Below are 18,168 nucleotides of genomic sequence, written 5' to 3' on the forward strand. Positions count from 1 at the left end.
TTAATCCTGTTTGTCCTTGATCGCTTTGAGTAAAGCATCGATTTCACCACGCCGGCCCTGGTCGGCCAGCTCCCGCCCGGGCCGGGGCGGTGCCTGCAACGCCTTTTGCAGGGCGGCGCGGGCTTCGTCGTAGCGGTTCTGCCGGTACAGGTGGTCAGCCCAGAAGTAGTTGCTGTCGATACCGTCGGGGTTGATCGCCAGCGCCTGGCGCAGCATGGCCTCGGCCTTGGCTTGGTCGCCGAAGCTCAGCGGCCAGCCGGGCACCTGGTCGTACAGCGCGCCCAGGCTGGTGTAGGCCGAGCCCTGCAGGGCCTTGGGGTCCATGGCCAGGGCCTTTTCCAGGCTGGCGCGGGCGGCCTTGACCTTGCCCAGCGCGCCCAACCCGCCGGTGGCACCGGCCCAGCTGCTGTTGACGATGCCGTCCCAGATCAGCGGCTCGGCCGAGCCCGGGTGCTGGCGCACCAACGCCGCCGACTGTACCGCCAGGGCCTCGAACGCCCCGGCACGCTGGGCTTCGGGCAGGTTGTAGCGAATAACCGCCCAGCGCTGCTGGATGGCATTGAGTTGCTGGGTACCGTTCTGGTCGAGGGCCCAGGTGAACGGGGCGATGGCCAGCAGGCCGGCCAGTATCAGACGTTTCATTTGCTCGACTCCTTGCTGTGCCAGGTGCTGTAGCGACGGATCAGCGGCAGCTGCTTGCGCAGGGCGCGGTCGACCACGCCCGGCAGCATGCCGTTAAGGCGCACGAAGAGTTTTTCCGGCCAGCCCAGGTACAGTTCGCTGCGCTCGGCCTGCACCGCGTCGAGCACTGCCCGGGCGACATCCTGCGGGTCATCGACCCCCACCTTCAACGCCTGGTTCAGGGCCTGCGCGGCGCTGCTGTTCATCGTCGTGCGGGTGGTGCGCGGTGCGGCATACAGCACGTTCACCGAGGTGTCGGCAAGCTCGCGGCGCAATGCCTCGGAGAACCCGCGCAAGGCAAACTTGCTGGCGCAGTAGGTGGCATAGCCGGGGTAGCCGATGGAGCCGTAGATCGACCCCACGTTCACCACCAGCGCACTGGGCTGCGCGCGCAGCAGCGGCAGGCACAGGCGGGTGAGCTGCACGGCGGCCTTGATGTTGAGGTCGAACAACTCGTCCAGGGCGGCCTCGTCCATCTGTTCGAGCAAGGCGAAGCGGTTGACCCCGGCGGCGTTGATCAACAGGTTGCAACTGCCCATCGCCCGCGCCGCCTCCAGCACGTCACGGCGGCCTTCGGCGCCGCGCAGGTCGGCCTGTTGCCAACGCAGTTGGCCGGGGTAGCGCGCCATCAGTTCGGCCAGCTTGCCCTGCTGCCGGCTGACCGCCAGTACGCGGCCCCCGGCGCTGCAAAGCTGGTCCGCCAGCTCCAGGCCGATGCCACCGCTGGCGCCGGTGAGCACCGCCACGCAATCAGGCAAGCGCATGCTGTACCTCCTGCTGCGCGTTACGCGGCAGCCCTTCGAACATGGCGGTGTACAGGCGGTACACCACTTTGGCAGCGTGGATTACCGCCTGCTGGTCCTCGGGCTGGTCCAGGCGGTTCATCAGGCCACGGTAGGTGGCCATGTGGTCCTGGTCCAGGGCGCCGTGGGAACTCAGGTAGCTGAACGCCTGGTCCGGCAGGCCGAGGCTGCCCTGCAGGGTACCGGCAGCCTGGGTGGCCAGGGCAATGCTGGTGCCTTCGAGCACGTTGACCATGCCGAACAGCCCGACCGGGTTGCCACGGGCAATCTGGTCGTAGAGAAAGGCCACCATCAGCTCGACAGGCAATGCCGGGCGGCCGCCCGCCACCTGTTGGGGGTCGCCACCGCAGGCGGCGATGTCATCGAGAATCCAGCGCTCATGGCCGTACTCCTCCTCGATGTACTCGCACACTGCGCCGCGCAGCCACTCCAGCCGCGCGGGCAAACGGGCCCCGCAGGCCATCATCAAGGGTACGGTGTGCCGCACGTGGTGGTAAGCCTGGGTCAGAAAGGCCACATAGGCCTCGAGGCTGGCCTTGCCGGCCAGCGCGTCGCGGATGACCGGGACGCTGAACAATGCCGTACGCTCGTCGGCGGTTTCCTGCTGCAGCGTATCGAAGAAAAGCATGGCAAACCTCGTGGGTCATTGAAGGTCGGATAACAGGGACTGGTAACACCGCAGGATCTGTTCGCGGCGTGGCCGGCCGTTGGCGGTAAGGGTTTGCCCGGCGGCACTCAAGGGTTCGGGCAGGCGCCGCCAGGCATGCACCCGGGCATAGTCCGGCAGGCCGGCATTGGCCTGACGAATGGCCTGTTCGAGGGTGTGGTCGTCAGCCTGCGGGTCCAGCGGCCAGATCAGCGCCAAGTTGTGTGCCAGGCCTTCGCCGTGGACGAATGCCTGGGCGATCACCCCGCCCTGGGTCAGTTCGGCCTCGACCCACTCGGGGTTGACGTTGCGCCCGAAGCTGGTGCTGTACTGGTGCTTCTTGCGCCCGGCCAGGTACAGGAAGCCGTCGCTGTCGAAGTGGCCCAGGTCACCGGTCGGCAACCACGGCTCGCTGAACGGTGGCTCGCCCAGGTAGCCGAGCAACGCCGAACCGGCCACCTGCACTTCGCCGTCTTCGGCAATGCGCACCTGCACATGCGGCAGCGGCCGCCCGACACTGCCCGGGCGGTGCGCCCCGGGGCGATTGAGGCATACCACCGAGGCGCATTCGGACAAGCCATAGCCCTCGAACACCGGCAGCCCGACGCCCTCGGCCCGGGCCAGCAGGCTCGGCGCCACCCGCGCGCCGCCCACCGCCACGAAGCGCAACGGGCCGACCCGCATCAGGCCGCGCTCGATGGCAGTGACCAGCCCGAGCAGCAGTTGCGGCACCAGGATCAGGCTTTCGGCCCCACTCAAGGAGATGGTGCCCAGCAATTGCTTGAAGTCGACCTGGCTGGCACCGCGAAAGCCCAGTTGCGCCTGCGGGTACAGGGCAATGCTCGCCCCGGCCAGCAGGGCCGCGTACAGGCCCAGGTTCTCCAGCAGCACCGCCAGGGGCAATACCGCCAGGTACTTGCCTGGCGCCGTGGGCCGGCTGGCGGCCTCCAGTTCACGCGCTACCCGCAGCATGGCATCGGCGCTCAGGCATACGCCCTTGGGTGCACCGGTGCTACCGGAGGTGTAGGTAATCTTCGCGGTACCCGGTGGCAAGGGTACGGCCGCTGGCGGCTGCCGGCTCCAGAAGCGCTCACCGGCAATGAAGCCGCTGGCGTGCAGGTCGTCAGCGAAGGCCTCGTCGGCCAGCGCCAGCACCGCCCCGCTCTGTGCCAGGCAGTGGCGGCGTTGGGCGCTGCTGAAGAACGCCGGCAGGATGACGATGGGGCGCGCCGCGAACAGTGCTGCCAGGTCCCAGAACAGCGCCTCGGGGCCGTTTTCCAGGGCCAGGGCGAAGGTGCCCGATGGCTGCGCGCTCAACCAGGCCTGGCGTTGCTCGACCTCATCCAGCAATTGTTGATAGGTGAACGGCCCGCCAAGGCCCAGCAACGCCGGTTGCGCCCCTCGGTGACGGGCGTGCAATTGCAACACTTCCCTGAACAGCTGGCATTCACGCGGCATGGCCGGCCTCCTGCACGCTCGCGGGCAAGCCCAGCCGCTCGAAAACGCCGCCGCGGGCCAGGGCTGCATGGCCGTAGTCGATGTTGCCGACGAACACTTGCGGGTGCTGCGCGTAGTAACTGCCCCAACTGTCGGCATCGCCGTTCAGCCGGCCAGGGTCGGCCACGGCCAGCGCCGTGGGCACCAGGCCCAGGCGATGAAAGCTGTTGACCAGGGTCGCGGCACCGGTGAAGGCCACCCACTGCAAGCCGCGGGCGGCCAGCAACCAGGTCACGGCAATGATCATGATCCGCGCGCTGCCGGCGCTGAGCGCGGCCAGGTTGCCCACTTCGACCAACTGCGTACGGCTGACCGGGCTGGCCGACAGCCGGGTCACGGCCGCTTCCAGCGGTTCATCCAGGTAACGCTCGATGAAGGTCGGGCCACTGCTGGCCAGGCGTATGCCGGCAGCGGCCATCAGGCGCCCGTGGCTGTCATGCAGGCCGAGCAATTCGGGCAGGTAGTGCTGCACGTCGGCGTGGTGCGCGCAGGCAAAGCGGGCGTGAATGAACTGTTCCAGCTCGTCGCGCCCCGGCTCCCCCGGGTGTTTCAGTGTCATGTGGGCAAGGCGATCGCCGTGGTTGCCGATAGCCAGTGGAAACAGGCTGGCGCTGTCTGCCTGGGTCATGGCTGTCCCCCTTTCAAGTCAGGTCTCGGGGGCAGTATCAGGGGGCAATCTGAAGCCAATCTGAAGTGCTACATTTTCCAATGCCCTCATGCGCACCAACAAGGAAAACAGATGCGCCACGAATTCAGCGAAGTGCTCAACGACCTGGTCGACTACTTTCTGCTCGGCGATATCCAGTTGCTCGAGCGCTTCAAGCAACAACATGAATTACCCGACGACCTGGCCCATGCGTTCACCCACGGCGACAGCGGCGACCAGGCCGTGCGCGAAGGGATCGTGCTGCCATTGGCCGGGGTCGATAACCTGCCCTACCGCATCCTGTTCACCCTGGACAACCACACCCCTGCCCTGCGCGAACCCGGCAGCCGCCTCAAGCACCGCCGCAATGGCTATGTGCTGCAGGTCGAGCACCGTGCGCTGATGCTGTACACCTGGCGCATCCTGCAGCACTTCACGCCCAAGACACTGGGTGACCTGATGGCGCGCTACCAGGTGCCGGGGCGGCCGATCATCGAGCTGGACAATGGCTGGTATGACGTGGAGGTGCTGGCGGGTGCACTGGTGCGGGACGGGCTGTACGAGCCGGCGTTCGAGTTCGTGTTGAAGAAGCGCTGGAGCCGGGGCGAGGCTGCCGGGGTGGATACCGGGTATGCCTTTGGGTTGCGTGGCTATTTCGACTGATGGGTTGACTGTACCGGCCCCTTCGCGGGCTTGCCCGCTCCCACAGGGCGCAGTGGTATCCCTGTGGGAGCGGGCAAGCCCGCGAAGAGGCCGGTACAGGTAGCCTCAACCTTCAAGTGTGGTTGATATCGCGGTCCTTGGTCTCCGGCAGGAAGAAGATCCCCAGCACCGCCGTCATCACCGCAATCACGATGGGGTACCACAAGCCGTAATAGATATCCCCGGTCGCCGCCACCATGGCAAACGCCACGGTCGGCAGGAAGCCGCCGAACCAGCCGTTGCCGATGTGGTAAGGCAGCGACATCGAGGTGTAGCGGATACGCGCCGGGAACAGCTCCACCAGCCAGGCCGCGATCGGCCCGTAGACCATGGTCACGTAGATCACCAGAATGGTCAGCAGCAACAGCACCATCGGGTAGTGGATCTTCGCCGGGTCGGCCTTTTCCGGGTAGCCGGCTTCCTTCAACGCTCCGCTCAAGGTCGCGGTAAAGGCGTCGCTCTGTGCCTTGAAGTCCGCTGCCGCCAGGCCACTGCCATCAAAGCTTGGCAGCACCCGTTCACCAATGCGGATCTGCGCCACGTTGCCAGGCTCGGCCGCTTCGTTGGTATAGGGGATGGCCCGCTTAGCCAGCAGGCTCTTGGCGATATCGCACGAGCTGGTGAATTTGGCCTTGCCCACCGGGTCGAACTGGAACGCGCACTGGGCAGGGTCTGCCATCACCACTACCGGGTTCTGCTCCTGGGCGACGAACACGTCCGGGTTGCCGTACTGGGTCAGTGCCTTGAAGATCGGGAAGTAAGTCAGCGCGGCAATGATGCAACCGGCCATGATGATTTTCTTGCGGCCGATGCGGTCGGACAGGCTGCCGAAGAAGATGAAGAACGGTGTGCCGATCAGCAGCGAACCGGCAATCAGAAGGTTGGCGGTCTGCGGCTCGATCTTGAGCATCTGCAACAGGAAGAACAGCGCATAGAACTGCCCGGTGTACCACACCACGGCCTGGCCGGCGGTGCCGCCGAGCAGCGACATGATCACCACCTTGAGGTTGTCCCAGCGGGCGAACGATTCGGTCAGTGGCGCCTTGGACGCCTTGCCCTCGGCCTTCATCTTCATGAACACCGGCGACTCGTTGAGCTGCATGCGGATGTACACCGAAATCGCCAGCAGCAATATCGACAGCAGGAACGGTACCCGCCAGCCCCAGGCCTCGAACACCTCGTTACCCATGGCCGTGCGGCAGGCCATTATCACCAGCAGCGAGAGGAACAGCCCCAGGGTGGCCGTGGTCTGGATCCAGGCAGTGAAGAAGCCGCGCCGGCCCTTGGGTGCATGCTCGGCCACATAGGTGGCCGCGCCGCCGTACTCGCCACCCAATGCCAGGCCCTGCAGCAGTCGCAGGCTGATGAGGATGATCGGCGCGGCCACGCCGATCGTGGCATAGCTGGGTAGCAGGCCCACCACAGCGGTGGACAGGCCCATGATGACGATGGTGATGAGGAAGGTGTACTTGCGCCCGATCATGTCGCCCAGGCGGCCGAACACGATGGCGCCGAATGGCCGCACGGCAAAGCCGGCGGCAAAGGCCAGCAAGGCGAAGATGAACGAGGTGGTTTCATTGACCCCGGCAAAGAAGTGCTTGGCGATGATCGCCGCCAGGGAGCCGTACAGGTAGAAGTCGTACCATTCGAATACCGTGCCCAGGGATGAGGCGAAGATGACCTTGCGCTCCTCCCGGGTGATACCGCGTTGGGGCGCGCTGCCCGTGGATGTGCTGTCGAGAACCGCCATGGGGTGCCTCCGTCTTGTCGTCAGGCAGGCCGGGGGCACCTCATATCATTTTCACCATCGCACCCAGGCCCTGGGGGGCTTGCTTTGGATATGCGAAGCACGACGAGGCAGGCCGCCTCGGATCGCAGCAAGGTAACTGAAGCATAATAGGCTTTGCCGGGATATCCACTTGAGCCTTGCGCGATCCGTGTAGGAGCGGCCTTGTGTCGCGAATGGGGTGCGAAGCAGCCCCAGGATTTCAGCGTACCTGCACAGATTGTCGGGGCTGCTTTGCAGCCCTTTCGCGACACAAGGCCGCTCCTACAGGGACCGCGTCAGCCTGGGGAGAAAGGTCAGCGCAAGAACTGCAGGACTTCCGCCAGTACCCGCTCGGCCTGCTCCCGATGCGGCACATGGCCACAACCTTGCAGCAGGCGCGTCAACCCGGGGCCGCCAGCCAGCGCCACCAACCGCTCGGGGTGTGCCGGCGAGCCGAACTCGTCGTTGTCGCCATGCAGGCTCAACAGCGGGCAGCGTACCTGCGGCAGCAGCGCATCCAGGCTCCAATCGGCAAAGTGCTCGGACAACCAGTTGTCCACCCAGGCACGCAATACCCACTCGGCCTTGCCGCCGTGGTAGCGCTCCAGCCGTTGCAACTGCCCAGGTTCGGCAAACTGCTGGTCGGCCACGCGAATGCCCTCAAGGGTACGGGCCTCGACAAACGCCTGCGCCGACTCGGTAATCAGCCCCACACACTGGCTGGCGAAGGCCGCCGCACAGGCCACGGCCATGCCGCCGCCAACGCTGTGGCCGAAGACAATGAAATCGCCAATGCCAAAATGCTCGCGCAGCGCCGTGAACCCCTGCTGCGCCTCGTCCTCGACAAAGCCCAGGCGCAAGCTGCCGGGGTGGGCGTTGGAGCGGCCAAAGCCCAGACGATCGTAGGCGATTACCCGGTGCCCGGTGGTTTGCGCAAGCTGCGCCGGGAACTCGCGCCACAGGGCAACGCAACCCAGCGAATCGTGCAGCAGGACGATCGGCGCGCCCTGCGCCTGCAGCGGCGCCCATTCCTGGGCGAAGAGCTTGCCTTGGGCGGTGTCGATCCAGTGCTCGCGGGTGTGCAGGTTGCTCATGGAGCCTCCGTTGCCGCTACCGGCCCTTTCAGCTCGACCTGGTTGCCATCGGGGTCGTAGCAGTACAGCGACAGCCCCTCGCCTTCGGCGCCATAGCGTTTTTCGGCAGGTTCGACTTCAACCCCCGCAGCTTGCAGGTAGGCCGTAAGTGCAGCCTCGTCGAACGGCTCGATGCGCAGGCAGAAATGGTGCAGGTTGCGGCCCTCGGGCCCCGGCGCCGCCCCACCAGGCTTACCTAGAGGACCGTCCAGGGTCACCAGGTCGATCATCGCCGTGCCCGTGGCCAGGTGGACCATGCCCAGGTCTTCGCGCACGCGGCTGACCGAGCAGCCGAGCAGTTGGGTGTAGAAAGCGACGCTGCGCTCCAGGTCGCTGACCCGCAGGACGAGGTGGTCGATGTGCTTGATGACGAATGGTCGCATGCCAAGGCTCCTTGTGGCCGCTGGATTCCTGTGGGAGCGGGCGTGCCCGCGAATCAGGCGCTGCGGTGAATGGCACGGGCTTCGCCCGCTCTCATGGAACTGCACATAACGCATTGAATTAGCAGGGACCCTGTGGGAGCGGCTTTAGCCGCGAACACCGGCGCAGCCGGTGCCATGCACCGCGTTGGATTCTTCGCGGCTAAAGCCGCTCCCACAGGGTACGAGGATCGCTTGCGAATTCAGTTATCTGCGCGACAGCGCAGCCCAAAGAGCTGGACAACCTCCCACAAGGGATCACGCAAGCCCGATGAGATTCACCACCATAGCCCACGTGCGCATGGCATGACCATATCCAGTTACTCGTTTACCAACCGTTGCAGCACACCCCCTTCATGGCGGGCGAGGATGCGCAGCAGTTGATCGACCAGCGCCCGGTCCGGCGCATCCAGGTGGAAGTGGTGCCCGCCCGGATGCCAGGAGATCTTCGCCTGGCTGGGCAAGGCCGCCTGGCGCCGGGTAAAGGCTTCACCAGTGAATGCCCCCTGGCGGCCGAACAGCAGGTACAACGGGCAACGGATCTGGCTGAGCAAGTCGCAGGCTTCGCGCTCGGTCAGCGGCATGGGTTCGGGCAGCACCAGGCGTGGGTCGTGGCGCCAGCAATAGCCCTCGCCCAGTTGCAGCAGGTCACGCAGCGCCAGCAGCCGTGCCGCCTCTTCCGACAGCCCGGTATCCAGGCGCTCGCGGCGTCGTGCCAGGGCCGTGTCCAGGTCCTCGAAACGGCCGACGTCCGGCTCGGCAAAACCCTGCAACTGGCTGCGCTGCACCATGCGCTTGAGCCGGTAGGCCCGGGCCAGGTGCTGCACGCGGTCGTCCTCGGCCACCGTGAACGGTGCGCCCATGCCGTCGAGGAAGGTCATGCTGGCAATACCGCTGGTCATGGCCGCCAGCAGCGACGCCACCCCGGTGCCCATGCCATGGGCCAGCACATGGAATTGCGCCAGGCCCAGGCTGTCGGCCACCGCCAGCATGTCCTCGGCATGTTCCCACAGGTAGTAGCCACTGTCGTGGCGGCGATGGTCCGAGCGGCCGTGGCCGACCAGGTCGGGGGCGACCACGAAGCAGCCGTCGAGCATCGGGGCCAGGCGCTCGAACGAGGCGGCGTTGTCCAGCCAGCCATGCAGGGCCAGCACCGGGATGCCGTCCTCCGCCCCCCAGGTGCGTACCGCTATTTCAATACCGTCGAGGTCCAGCAGGTGATCCTTGGGACTGCACAGCGAATGCATCGTAGTTCTCCCTGATAGAGCGCCGGCCCATGGCCAGGCATCACATGACGCTGGCCCATATCCCACACGCCGGCGTCATCCACACGACATGCCTACCCCATGCCTTGCTCCACCATCTCCCAACAGCCCTGCCCGCGCTGCTCCCCTACCGACGCTGTCGTGCACAGGACCGACCTGCGCATTCAACTAAATACCACCGCATGCCGAGGCGAAACCTGTCGACTGGCGCCTCCATTGACCACGGAGTATTTAGCATGACCAGCACACCCGTGCCTTTCCATCAGGCCCAGATTGTCCGTAACCTGCCTACCTGGTGCCGAACGATGCACCCCGACCATACCCGCCGCATCGTGCAGAGCGTGCGCAAGGACTACCTCGACGAAAACGGCTCGCCTTACGCCTGGTACGCTGCAGCCAGCAATGAAGACCAGGCGCGTTTACGACAGCTGATCAGCGCCCGAAATGCCGGGTTCAAAGCGCTGCAAGCCTTGCTCGATGACTTCAGGCAGATCAGCGAATTCTGCAAGCCTTTGCTGGAGGGCCGGTTGGGCCCGGATGTCGAAGTGGACAAAGCCCAGTACCTGCACCAGCCGTTCAAGGTGTACACCACGCTGGAAAATGTCCCAGGCCTCGATTTTTCACTCGGCGGTGACGATACGTACATCAAGCGCCCCGAAGGGCCGCCACAGAAGCGCTCGCTGCTGGAGGCCGCACTGCACAATTTCGAAGGGCCCGACGAAGTGGGCCCGTTCGACACCCTGACCCTTGGCCCGGACAACGTCGCCTCACTTCCCGGGCTCGAGCCCGAAGCGTTCGTGGACCTTTGCCGAAGCCTGAACCTGGGCCAGCAGTATCAAGACCACCTGCAGGGCATTTATGAAGGCCCCAGAAAGGCCGCGATCGAACAGCAGTGGATCGATGCAAGCCAGCAGGCACTGAAAACCGAGGCAATGATCGCCTACCTCAAGGGCCTGTTGACGCTCAAAGGCCACAATGCTCTGGTACAGCTATGCGACAACGAAAGCACGCCGCGTTACGGCGAACACAAGCTTCGCTGCTGGCGCTTCAGCCTGTTCGGCATCCCGCTTCATGGCGTACTGCTGATAGGCCCCGATGAAGCCGACCAGACCAACCCCTGCATGCTCTACATTCCCCACGATTCCGAACACCCGGTGAGGGAGTTCGCTTCCTTGCAAAAAGCCGGCTCACTCATGCGTCAACGCCTGGTGCAAACCACGTTTCGCCAGCACTTGATCAGCTTCGCTGACCAGGACAACCAGGTCGAGCTCAGCCGCAAGCTCGAAAATGCCTTGTTCGAGCACAACGCCTCCACACGCAAACCCAAGAACAAGCCTGAGCTGCACTTCAAACGAACGCGCCTGGCCTTTCCTATCTGGCAGGTGCTTTACAGAGACCACAAGCGCCGCGTCAAGGCAACTGCCAGAGCAATTGCAGTACCGACCGCCGATGCCGACGCCAAGGCACGCAAGGAACGGCTGCAGCACTGGCTGGACGCAGGCATGAACGTACTGAACGTGGCCGCCTTCTTCGTGCCTGGGCTGGATGCCGCGATGCTTGGGGTATTTGCCTACGACCTCATGGATTCGGTGTTCACCGGGTTCGAAGCCTGGGAAGAAGGCGATACCCAGGAAGCGCTGCAACAGCTCGAGTCACTGGCCATCAATGCCGCCGTGATCGCCGGTTTTGCCGTCGGCAGCAGCGCGGTCAAGGCATCAGGGTTCGTCGATGCGCTGGAAAGCGTCTGGAAAGGTGGCCGCGAACGGCTTTGGCACCCCGACATGGGCCCTTACAGCACTTCGAGCTCGTTGCCGGCGGGTGTGCAGAAAAATGCCCAAGGGCTCTACATCATCGATGGCAAAACCCATGTTTGGCTTCAAGGCAAACTGTATGAGGTATTCGAAACCGACGGACAGTGGCATGTGCGCCACCCGGACGCCCCCGATGCCTACACTCCGGCCTTGCGCTACCTCGGCGACCAGCGTTGGCAGTTGGCCCACGACAACCCGCTCGAATGGGACGATGCGCAGTTGCTCGAGGGGCTGGGCCGGTTCGGCCAGGGGCTGGATGCATCGGAGCAACTTGCCGCCTTGCGCATTACCGAAGTCGACGCAGACACCTTGCGTCGCAGCCAGGTCACCGGCTCGCGGCCGCCGGCTCTGCTGGCCGATACCTTGCTGCGCCTGCGACTGGCTGACGACGTGGAGGGCATCATCACCCGGGTACGTCATGGCCAGCCTTTGGCTGCGCATATGAACTTCGCGCTGCCGGAACTGGTACAGCTGCCTGGCTGGCCCGCGAACTACAGGCTGAAGGTCTTCACCGGTGCCGAAAAATGGGGGGAAGCAGTGTACTTCGGTGCACAGCCAAAAGCCGACACGCTGCAGATCGAGATCGGCCGCGGGGAGCTTGACGAAGGCGAACTGAGCAAGGTTGTCCTGGCGGGGATGGATGAAGATGTCATACAGCAGCTGCTACCCGATACGCCAGCAGAGCAGCGCCCGGGCGCCCTGAACGAGCTACTGGCCGACCACCTGACAGCACGTCGTCGCGAAGTCTTCGCGAGCATGCTGGAAAGCCATCGCGCACCGCTTGGCGACGAAGCACAGACCTTGGGCCGCCAGTTCCCCGGCTTGCCTGACAATGCCCTGGAAGAACTCGTCGCGCATGCCGACAGCACCGAACGCGAACGCCTGAAGAACGGGCGCGTGCCCTTGCGCGTGGCTGAAGAAGCCCGCTACCTGCAAGCCCGTACCCGCCTCGATCGTGCCTTGACCGGCCTGTACCGAGCAGACCTGGCCAATGCCGACAGCCAACTGCTGCGCGATGCATTGGTAGCCGAACAGCCGCAGGCGAGTGAAGCCGAGCTGTTCGCCAGCGCCGTCGCCGACCGATCGGGCTGCGCCGTGCTGCTTGGCCAGCAATCAATCAAGCCAGGCTTTCGCTCGCCCATGCGCCTGGCACATGGGCAAATTGGTTACCCGCTCAGTGGTCGAGGAGCAGCAGCAATCAGCACATCCGCCGCGGCACGTCGGCTCAATCGACTTTTCCCTTCTCTGAATAGCAAACAGATCACCGCCCTGAGCGACGAATTGAGCCGGACCGGTGACCTGGGCTCGGCAATTCGGCAACTGGAGACGGAGTGGCGAACTCTGGATAGCAATCTGGAAAGTTGGTACAAGAGCGCCCCCGACATCTTCAGGCGCCAGGATCGAGAAAAATGCGCCAAACGCCTCAAAGATGCCTGGCGGCGGGAGGGTTCAGCCAAACTGGGCACGCTCGTTCTGGAGAAGATACAAATATCCGAGCTGCCAGCGATCACAGCGAGCCTGCCCTACATCCGTGAACTCAAGCTGAACGATCTGCAACTGCAACGACTGGACAGGGCGTTCCTGTCATGCTTCCCCAACCTGCAAGTGCTGAGAGTGACCAACATCGCGACAATCAACCCGCAAGCGTTGTTCGAAGCGCTCGAATCGGTGCCCAAGCTGCAAACACTGGACCTGACCAACAATACCGTTGTTACCCTCTCACCCACCGCACAACGAGTGCTGGCAGCGATGCCAGGCTTGCGCGAACTGAACCTGACCGGCAATAACCTTACATTGGATCAAGCGACATTGGCTTTCCTCTGCGATCAGCCGCTTAATATCCTGAAGCTGAGTCGAAATCGCATCACGCTTGATGAAAACCTCGCCACACGCTTCCAGGACATGATCCATCCGCAGCAACTGGACCTGAGCTTCAACTCGCTGCAACACGCGCCTGATGTGCGCTACATGGCGCGGCTGCAGCACCTGGATCTGGACAGAACTCAGCTGCATGCCTTTCCCCCTGGCCTGAGCACCCTGATGAACCAGCGACAGTACCAGTTACGTTACCTGAACCTCTCGTCCAACCACATTCCCAATGTTCCGGACCTGGTAAACATCCTGCGCAGTCCGTATGTGCGGGACGTCGCAGCGCGCGTGCGCGATCGCCGTTGGCTTTTCAACTACAACAATCTGGAAGCCGAGCCGGCCAGGCAACTGCGCGCAAGAGGCGTCAACATCTTCGAGCACCCGCCAGAAAGGCAGGAGTGGCAACGGCTCTGGCGCGATTCCGCAACCGATCATCAGGTACAGGTGTGGTCCGACCTGTTCGATCAGAACGACAATGGCGACCTGCAAGCGGTGTTGGAGCGTCTGACCGACTCGGTGGAAGCGCGAAGGGATCTGCGAAGCCTGCGTGCCCGAGTGTGGGAACTGTTGGAGCAGGCCCACGGGGACGCGGTGTTGCGCGAGCGTTTGAACGAGGTGGCGAAAATCTTCCCGCCCACTTGCGGTGACGCTGGCGCCGATGCGTTCAGCGCCCTGGAAGTGGAGTTGCTGATCCACCAGGTATCTGGGGAAGCACAGGACACGGCAAAGCCGATACTCGACCTTTATCGCAAGCTGTACCGTCGCGAGAAAGTCAACGAACTGGCCGATCGCATCAGCCTGCAACGCGGTTTGCGCAAGCGGGCGCTGCAGGAACATGCTGGTCAGTTACCGGACCGTGACGTACTGGATGTCGCGGCGGCGTTCCCCGATGCGGACCTGACCACAGGCCTGGTCGACGATATTGAAGTCCGCCTGGCATTGCGCCAGTCGTTGAGCGAAGACCTCGATTTTCCAGAACCCAGCAGCGGCATGCTCTATAGGGACCTCGCCAAGATCAACCAGCAGATCATCGACAACGTGCGCGATGCCGTGGTCGAACTCGATGCCGACACCACTGCCCGACAACTGTGGATAAGCGAACGGCCGGTCTGGGTTGATTACCTCAAGCGCAAATATGCCAGTCAGTTCGAGGCCATTACCGACTTCTGGCGCCCTGGCCTCGATTACCTCTTTTATTGCCTGGATGAAAGCCAGGAGGCGATCACGCACCTGGACAAGTCGATAATACGTGCATTGGCCCCGGAAATGCCTGGCCTTGCGCTGGACGAAAACGGCACGCTGCGTCGGGTTCCGCTCAGTGGGAAAGCGTATTTCAAGGCTATGGAAGCCTTGACCAAGGCACAGGAGGAGGTGGAAGCCGGGCTATTGCTGAGCCTTACCCGGCAAGAAGACATCCTCGATGTCTGAAAGCTGATCAATGACCTCGCAGGTCTTCGAAGAAGGCCTGCCGCCCATCCACCTGGCTCGACGCACGCGGCGCTGCCGCCGCCTCTGCGTTGGCCGCCTCCACATGCCAATAGCAGTGCCTGACCGCGCGGGTCACCGCCACGTAGGCCAGGCGCTGCACCTCCTCCTTCTGCGCGGTATCGAACGGTTGGGCATCACCGGCCTTGCCCAACCCGGCCTGGCGATACACCTGGTTCTTGTAGGGTGAACTGGTCAGGTACTGGCAGTCGCCCAGCATGAACACTGCATCGGCCTGCAAGCCCTTGGCACTGTGGTAGGTCAACTGGCGCAGCCGGCGCTGCTCGGCCGGCAACGCCGCCTCGGCGTTCAGCACGCCCTGCAGGTGCTCGTTCATCAGCGCCCTGTCGCTGCCCTTGCGGTACAGCATCATCACCGTCTCGCCACGCTGGTAGTGCTCGATCAGGGTTTCACCCAGGGCTGCCTCGTCACGGTCGAACACCTTGACCGGCGAGCCGGGCAACTCGGCCGCCGGGCCACTGGCCCTGGCTTTCTTGCCGGCAATCGCCGGGGTGCCCTTGACCAGATACTCGGCCGCGTCGATCACCTGCTGCTGGCAACGGTAGTTGTCGACCAGCATCACCCGGGTGTTGGCCGGCGACGGGAAGGCCTTGGTGAATTCCATGAAGTACTTGGGCGAACTGCCACGCCAGCCGTAGATCGACTGCCAGTCGTCGCCCACGCACAGCAGCGACGAATGTTGGGCATGGCGCCCGGTGTGCATCGCCGGGCCGCGACGACGGATCTCGGCGAGGCTGGCGCGCAGCCAGCTGACGATCTGCGGTGACACATCCTGGAATTCGTCGATCATCAGGTGCGCCAGCGGCCGCAGTAACGGGTCGGGCAGCAGTTGCAGGTTTTCCGGGTTGTTCTCGCCGAACAGGGCGAACATGCGGTTGTAGCTCATCACCGGCGGCGACTGGTCCAGCAGGTGGGCCTCCAGGGCCTTCCAGTACAGGGCCAGGGCCTCGAAGAACAGCGCATCGCTGTCGCCGGACGGGAAGCTCATCGCCGCCACGGCAGTGTTCACTTCCAGGCCGAGGTTCTCGATGAAGTTCGCCGCACCGACAAAGGCATCGAGCAGCGGCGCCGGGGCCAGTTCGCCCTTGACCTTGTATTCGAAGCCGGGGCCGGCCACGGCATCACCGGCCAGCGAGGCTGCCAGGCGCCGGGCCATGGCGTAGTTGTCGAGCCAGATCAGCGGCTGGTCGCAGAAGGCCTGCAACAGGGTGCGCTTGACCGCCCACTCGGCGCGCACTGCCAGCTTGGCGCCGGGGCGCTGGTACTGCGCGCTTTCCGCCGGGTCGAAGCCCAGCACGAGCAAAGGCCCCTGGCCAGCCAGACGGCCATGCACATGGAAGCGGCTGCCACGGATCTGGATGGTTTCGCGGCAGGGTTCGATGCCTTTGATCGGCCAGGCGCCGGCGGCGAACCACAGGTCTTCGATCACGTCGCACAGCTCTTCGTCGCGCTGGGCAGCCAGCTGGGTTACCTGGGCGCGCTTCTGCACATCGGGGTTGTTCGGGTCCAGCGGCTTCAGCTGAAGGACTTCGCTGCGCAACAGGCCGACCAGCTCGGCAAAACGCGGGCTCTCGCCCAGCAGCGTGCTGTAGCACTGGTTCAATTGCTGGCGCTGGGCATCGTTCAGGCGCAGGTCGAACGGGTTGCTCTCGGCCTCGGCCTCACGCCCGGCCGGCATCTCGTTGCCCAGCGTTTCGAACGCGCGCACCTGGCCAAAGCCCGGCAGGCTGCGCACCAGCGGCAGGATGCGCGAATGGAACGTGCGCACCAGCTCGCGAGCCTGCAGCGGTTGCAGGTTAATCTGCCACAGAGCGAACACCTGCAGCAGGCGCTTGATGAAGTCCTTGCGCGACTCGCGGGTGAAGGTGACCACGGTCATCGCATCCAGCTCGTAGCCCAGGTAGTGGCGCAACAGCAGGATGCGCAGCACCAGCGAGGTGGACTTGCCCGCCCCGGCCCCTGCCACCACGCAGGTGGACGGTGTGTCGCTGAATATCAGCTTCCATTGCGCGGCACTGGGTTGCGCCTCGGCTGGCAGGCGCTGGGCGACATCGGCCTTGAAGCGCTTTTTCAGCTCGGCAGTCAGGGGCAGGCGCCAGTCATCGAACAGGTTGTCATCCCGGCCTGGCACCGCCGCGGTGTCGGGCCGGGTATCGCGGATCACCAGCACCTGGCGCCCGGCCTCGTAACCTTCCACCCGCCCGCGCTCGAACCCTTCACGCACGCCATCGGCATGGCCACTGCGCTGGCCGCTGGCGTGGCCGAGGAACCAGGAGTCGCGGTGCTGGGCCTGCAGGCGGGTCAGGCCACGCCCCAGCAGGCGGGCCGCCAGGCGGCGAAACCAGGGCAGCTGGGCAGGAGGGGTAAGGTCGGCGGGGGCCTGGGGTTGCTCGTGGGCCACGGTCACTCCGTTGAAAAACAAAATCAGCGGGCATGTTCGCCGCATCGACAAAAAATCGCCAGCGAATGCTTGCAGATCAGTGGATTAGGCGATGAAGCGGATAAAACACTCCATCGCAATCAATCTATTTTACTGATTCTTTTAAGCCGATATTTACGCTTATTTTCGATGCTTCTTTGACGCATCATGGCCTCATTCCACTGATTCAAGGAGCACGACCATGCTGCAACTGCGACCGTTCGAAAGCCTCGGCCACGCCAACCACGGCTGGCTCGACGCCCACCACCATTTCTCGTTTGCCGAGTACTACGACCCGGCGCGCATGCACTGGGGCAACCTGCGGGTGTGGAACGACGACCTGATCGCTGCCGGCAGCGGCTTCCCGCCGCACCCGCACCGCGACATGGAAATCATCACCTATGTGCGTGAAGGTGCGATCAGCCACCAGGACAGCCTGGGTAACAAAGGCCGTACCGAAGCCGGGGACGTGCAGGTGATGAGCGCCGGTACCGGCATCGTGCACAGCGAGTACAACCTGGAAGACGTCGACACGCGTATTTTCCAGATCTGGATCGTGCCGGAGCACACTGGCGAAGCACCGCAGTGGGGTAGCCGGCCGTTCCCCAAAGGTGAGCGTGGCGAAGGCTTCGTGACCCTGGCCAGCGGCCGTGCGGGCGATGAGGACAGCCTGCAGATCCGCACCGATGCGCGTCTGGTGGCTGCCACCCTGCGTGCCGGCGAAACTGCCGAGTACCGCTTCGATGCCGCACGCCGGGGCTACCTGGTGCCGGCCAAGGGGCTGGTGGAGGTCAACGGGCTGCGTGCCAAGGCGCGCGATGGCGTGGCGATCGAGCAGGAGGAGGTGCTGCGGGTGACCGCCATCGAGGACAGCGAGATCGTGCTGGTGGATGTGGCCTGAGGCTTTCGCCTTGCGACGCGATCTTTGTAGGAGCGGCCTTGTGTCGCGATCGGGCTGCGCAGCAGCCCCTCGATTTCAGCTGCGCAGCACATATTGCCGGGG

Annotated in this window: 13 protein-coding genes; 3 read left to right on the forward strand and 10 right to left on the reverse strand. The window is 64.2% G+C overall.

Features of this window, described 5'->3' with window-relative positions:
* Genes ACGLHT_RS26320 through ACGLHT_RS26340 form a run of 5 tightly spaced genes read right to left on the reverse strand, consistent with a single transcriptional unit; the run spans nucleotide 1 to nucleotide 4,255 of the window.
* The gene (locus tag ACGLHT_RS26320) at nucleotides 1-642 is read right to left on the reverse strand and encodes a tetratricopeptide repeat protein (RefSeq protein ID WP_025338632.1); all 642 of its coding nucleotides are present in this window, start codon (nucleotides 640-642) and stop codon (nucleotides 1-3) included.
* Nucleotides 639-1,445: an SDR family oxidoreductase gene (locus tag ACGLHT_RS26325; protein WP_137163592.1), complete on the reverse strand. Its 807-nt coding sequence runs from the start codon at nucleotides 1,443-1,445 to the stop codon at nucleotides 639-641. Before ACGLHT_RS26325 ends, ACGLHT_RS26320 begins: the two co-directional genes overlap by 4 nt.
* On the reverse strand, nucleotides 1,432-2,112 hold the full coding sequence (locus tag ACGLHT_RS26330) for a TenA family transcriptional regulator (RefSeq protein ID WP_274120266.1): 681 nt from the start codon (nucleotides 2,110-2,112) through the stop codon (nucleotides 1,432-1,434). Before ACGLHT_RS26330 ends, ACGLHT_RS26325 begins: the two co-directional genes overlap by 14 nt.
* 15 nt (nucleotides 2,113-2,127) lie before the next feature.
* Entirely contained in the window at nucleotides 2,128-3,588 is a 1,461-nt protein-coding gene (locus ACGLHT_RS26335) for an AMP-binding protein (RefSeq protein ID WP_025338629.1), read from the reverse strand.
* Nucleotides 3,578-4,255 carry a thermostable hemolysin gene (locus ACGLHT_RS26340; protein ID WP_085663277.1) on the reverse strand — a complete coding sequence of 226 codons (678 nt, stop codon included), beginning with the start codon at nucleotides 4,253-4,255 and terminating at the stop codon, nucleotides 3,578-3,580. The genes ACGLHT_RS26335 and ACGLHT_RS26340 overlap by 11 nt, the downstream gene beginning before the upstream one ends.
* Before the next feature lie 111 nt (nucleotides 4,256-4,366).
* Here ACGLHT_RS26340 and ACGLHT_RS26345 point away from each other — a divergent pair, with 111 nt between their 5' ends.
* Nucleotides 4,367-4,936 carry a hypothetical protein gene (locus ACGLHT_RS26345; protein WP_137163589.1) on the forward strand — a complete coding sequence of 190 codons (570 nt, stop codon included), beginning with the start codon at nucleotides 4,367-4,369 and terminating at the stop codon, nucleotides 4,934-4,936.
* A 112-nt stretch (nucleotides 4,937-5,048) separates the two neighbouring features.
* Here ACGLHT_RS26345 and ACGLHT_RS26350 read toward each other — a convergent pair whose 3' ends face one another.
* From ACGLHT_RS26350 to ACGLHT_RS26365, 4 genes are all read right to left on the reverse strand, one after another.
* Nucleotides 5,049-6,725, reverse strand: coding sequence for an MFS transporter (locus ACGLHT_RS26350; RefSeq protein WP_075044823.1), 1,677 nt, complete (start codon nucleotides 6,723-6,725; stop codon nucleotides 5,049-5,051).
* A 332-nt stretch (nucleotides 6,726-7,057) separates the two neighbouring features.
* Nucleotides 7,058-7,837, reverse strand: coding sequence for an alpha/beta fold hydrolase (locus tag ACGLHT_RS26355; protein WP_274120265.1), 780 nt, complete (start codon nucleotides 7,835-7,837; stop codon nucleotides 7,058-7,060).
* Nucleotides 7,834-8,259, reverse strand: a complete 426-nt coding sequence (locus tag ACGLHT_RS26360; protein WP_274120264.1) for a VOC family protein — start codon at nucleotides 8,257-8,259, stop codon at nucleotides 7,834-7,836. The genes ACGLHT_RS26355 and ACGLHT_RS26360 overlap by 4 nt, the downstream gene beginning before the upstream one ends.
* Nucleotides 8,260-8,615: 356 nt before the next feature.
* Nucleotides 8,616-9,542 carry an alpha/beta fold hydrolase gene (locus tag ACGLHT_RS26365; RefSeq protein WP_274120263.1) on the reverse strand — a complete coding sequence of 309 codons (927 nt, stop codon included), beginning with the start codon at nucleotides 9,540-9,542 and terminating at the stop codon, nucleotides 8,616-8,618.
* 254 nt (nucleotides 9,543-9,796) lie between these two features.
* Between ACGLHT_RS26365 and ACGLHT_RS26370 the strand changes: the two genes are divergently transcribed.
* Nucleotides 9,797-14,668, forward strand: coding sequence for an NEL-type E3 ubiquitin ligase domain-containing protein (locus ACGLHT_RS26370; RefSeq protein ID WP_337993846.1), 4,872 nt, complete (start codon nucleotides 9,797-9,799; stop codon nucleotides 14,666-14,668).
* A 7-nt stretch (nucleotides 14,669-14,675) separates the two neighbouring features.
* On the opposite strand, the gene ACGLHT_RS26375 is transcribed toward ACGLHT_RS26370, so the two are convergent.
* Nucleotides 14,676-17,192 carry a UvrD-helicase domain-containing protein gene (locus tag ACGLHT_RS26375; RefSeq protein ID WP_274079504.1) on the reverse strand — a complete coding sequence of 839 codons (2,517 nt, stop codon included), beginning with the start codon at nucleotides 17,190-17,192 and terminating at the stop codon, nucleotides 14,676-14,678.
* 175 nt (nucleotides 17,193-17,367) lie between these two features.
* On the opposite strand from ACGLHT_RS26375, the gene ACGLHT_RS26380 reads away from it, so the two are divergent.
* Nucleotides 17,368-18,066, forward strand: coding sequence for a pirin family protein (locus tag ACGLHT_RS26380; RefSeq protein WP_137163585.1), 699 nt, complete (start codon nucleotides 17,368-17,370; stop codon nucleotides 18,064-18,066).
* Nucleotides 18,067-18,168 lie beyond the last annotated feature (102 nt).

It is taken from the genome of Pseudomonas sp. PsB, from assembly GCF_043658375.1.
Classification (GTDB): Bacteria; Pseudomonadota; Gammaproteobacteria; order Pseudomonadales; family Pseudomonadaceae; genus Aquipseudomonas; species Aquipseudomonas putida_Z.

What these genes read in the sequence shown, in the direction of transcription:
- ACGLHT_RS26320 (WP_025338632.1), bottom strand. Translation starts at nt 642, where the DNA reads ATGAAACGTCTGATACTGGCCGGCCTGCTGGCCATCGCCCCGTTCACC.
- ACGLHT_RS26325 (WP_137163592.1), bottom strand. Translation starts at nt 1,445, where the DNA reads ATGCGCTTGCCTGATTGCGTGGCGGTGCTCACCGGCGCCAGCGGTGGC.
- ACGLHT_RS26330 (WP_274120266.1), bottom strand. Translation starts at nt 2,112, where the DNA reads ATGCTTTTCTTCGATACGCTGCAGCAGGAAACCGCCGACGAGCGTACG.
- ACGLHT_RS26335 (WP_025338629.1), bottom strand. Translation starts at nt 3,588, where the DNA reads ATGCCGCGTGAATGCCAGCTGTTCAGGGAAGTGTTGCAATTGCACGCC.
- ACGLHT_RS26340 (WP_085663277.1), bottom strand. Translation starts at nt 4,255, where the DNA reads ATGACCCAGGCAGACAGCGCCAGCCTGTTTCCACTGGCTATCGGCAAC.
- ACGLHT_RS26345 (WP_137163589.1), top strand. Translation starts at nt 4,367, where the DNA reads ATGCGCCACGAATTCAGCGAAGTGCTCAACGACCTGGTCGACTACTTT.
- ACGLHT_RS26350 (WP_075044823.1), bottom strand. Translation starts at nt 6,725, where the DNA reads ATGGCGGTTCTCGACAGCACATCCACGGGCAGCGCGCCCCAACGCGGT.
- ACGLHT_RS26355 (WP_274120265.1), bottom strand. Translation starts at nt 7,837, where the DNA reads ATGAGCAACCTGCACACCCGCGAGCACTGGATCGACACCGCCCAAGGC.
- ACGLHT_RS26360 (WP_274120264.1), bottom strand. Translation starts at nt 8,259, where the DNA reads ATGCGACCATTCGTCATCAAGCACATCGACCACCTCGTCCTGCGGGTC.
- ACGLHT_RS26365 (WP_274120263.1), bottom strand. Translation starts at nt 9,542, where the DNA reads ATGCATTCGCTGTGCAGTCCCAAGGATCACCTGCTGGACCTCGACGGT.
- ACGLHT_RS26370 (WP_337993846.1), top strand. Translation starts at nt 9,797, where the DNA reads ATGACCAGCACACCCGTGCCTTTCCATCAGGCCCAGATTGTCCGTAAC.
- ACGLHT_RS26375 (WP_274079504.1), bottom strand. Translation starts at nt 17,192, where the DNA reads ATGCGGCGAACATGCCCGCTGATTTTGTTTTTCAACGGAGTGACCGTG.
- ACGLHT_RS26380 (WP_137163585.1), top strand. Translation starts at nt 17,368, where the DNA reads ATGCTGCAACTGCGACCGTTCGAAAGCCTCGGCCACGCCAACCACGGC.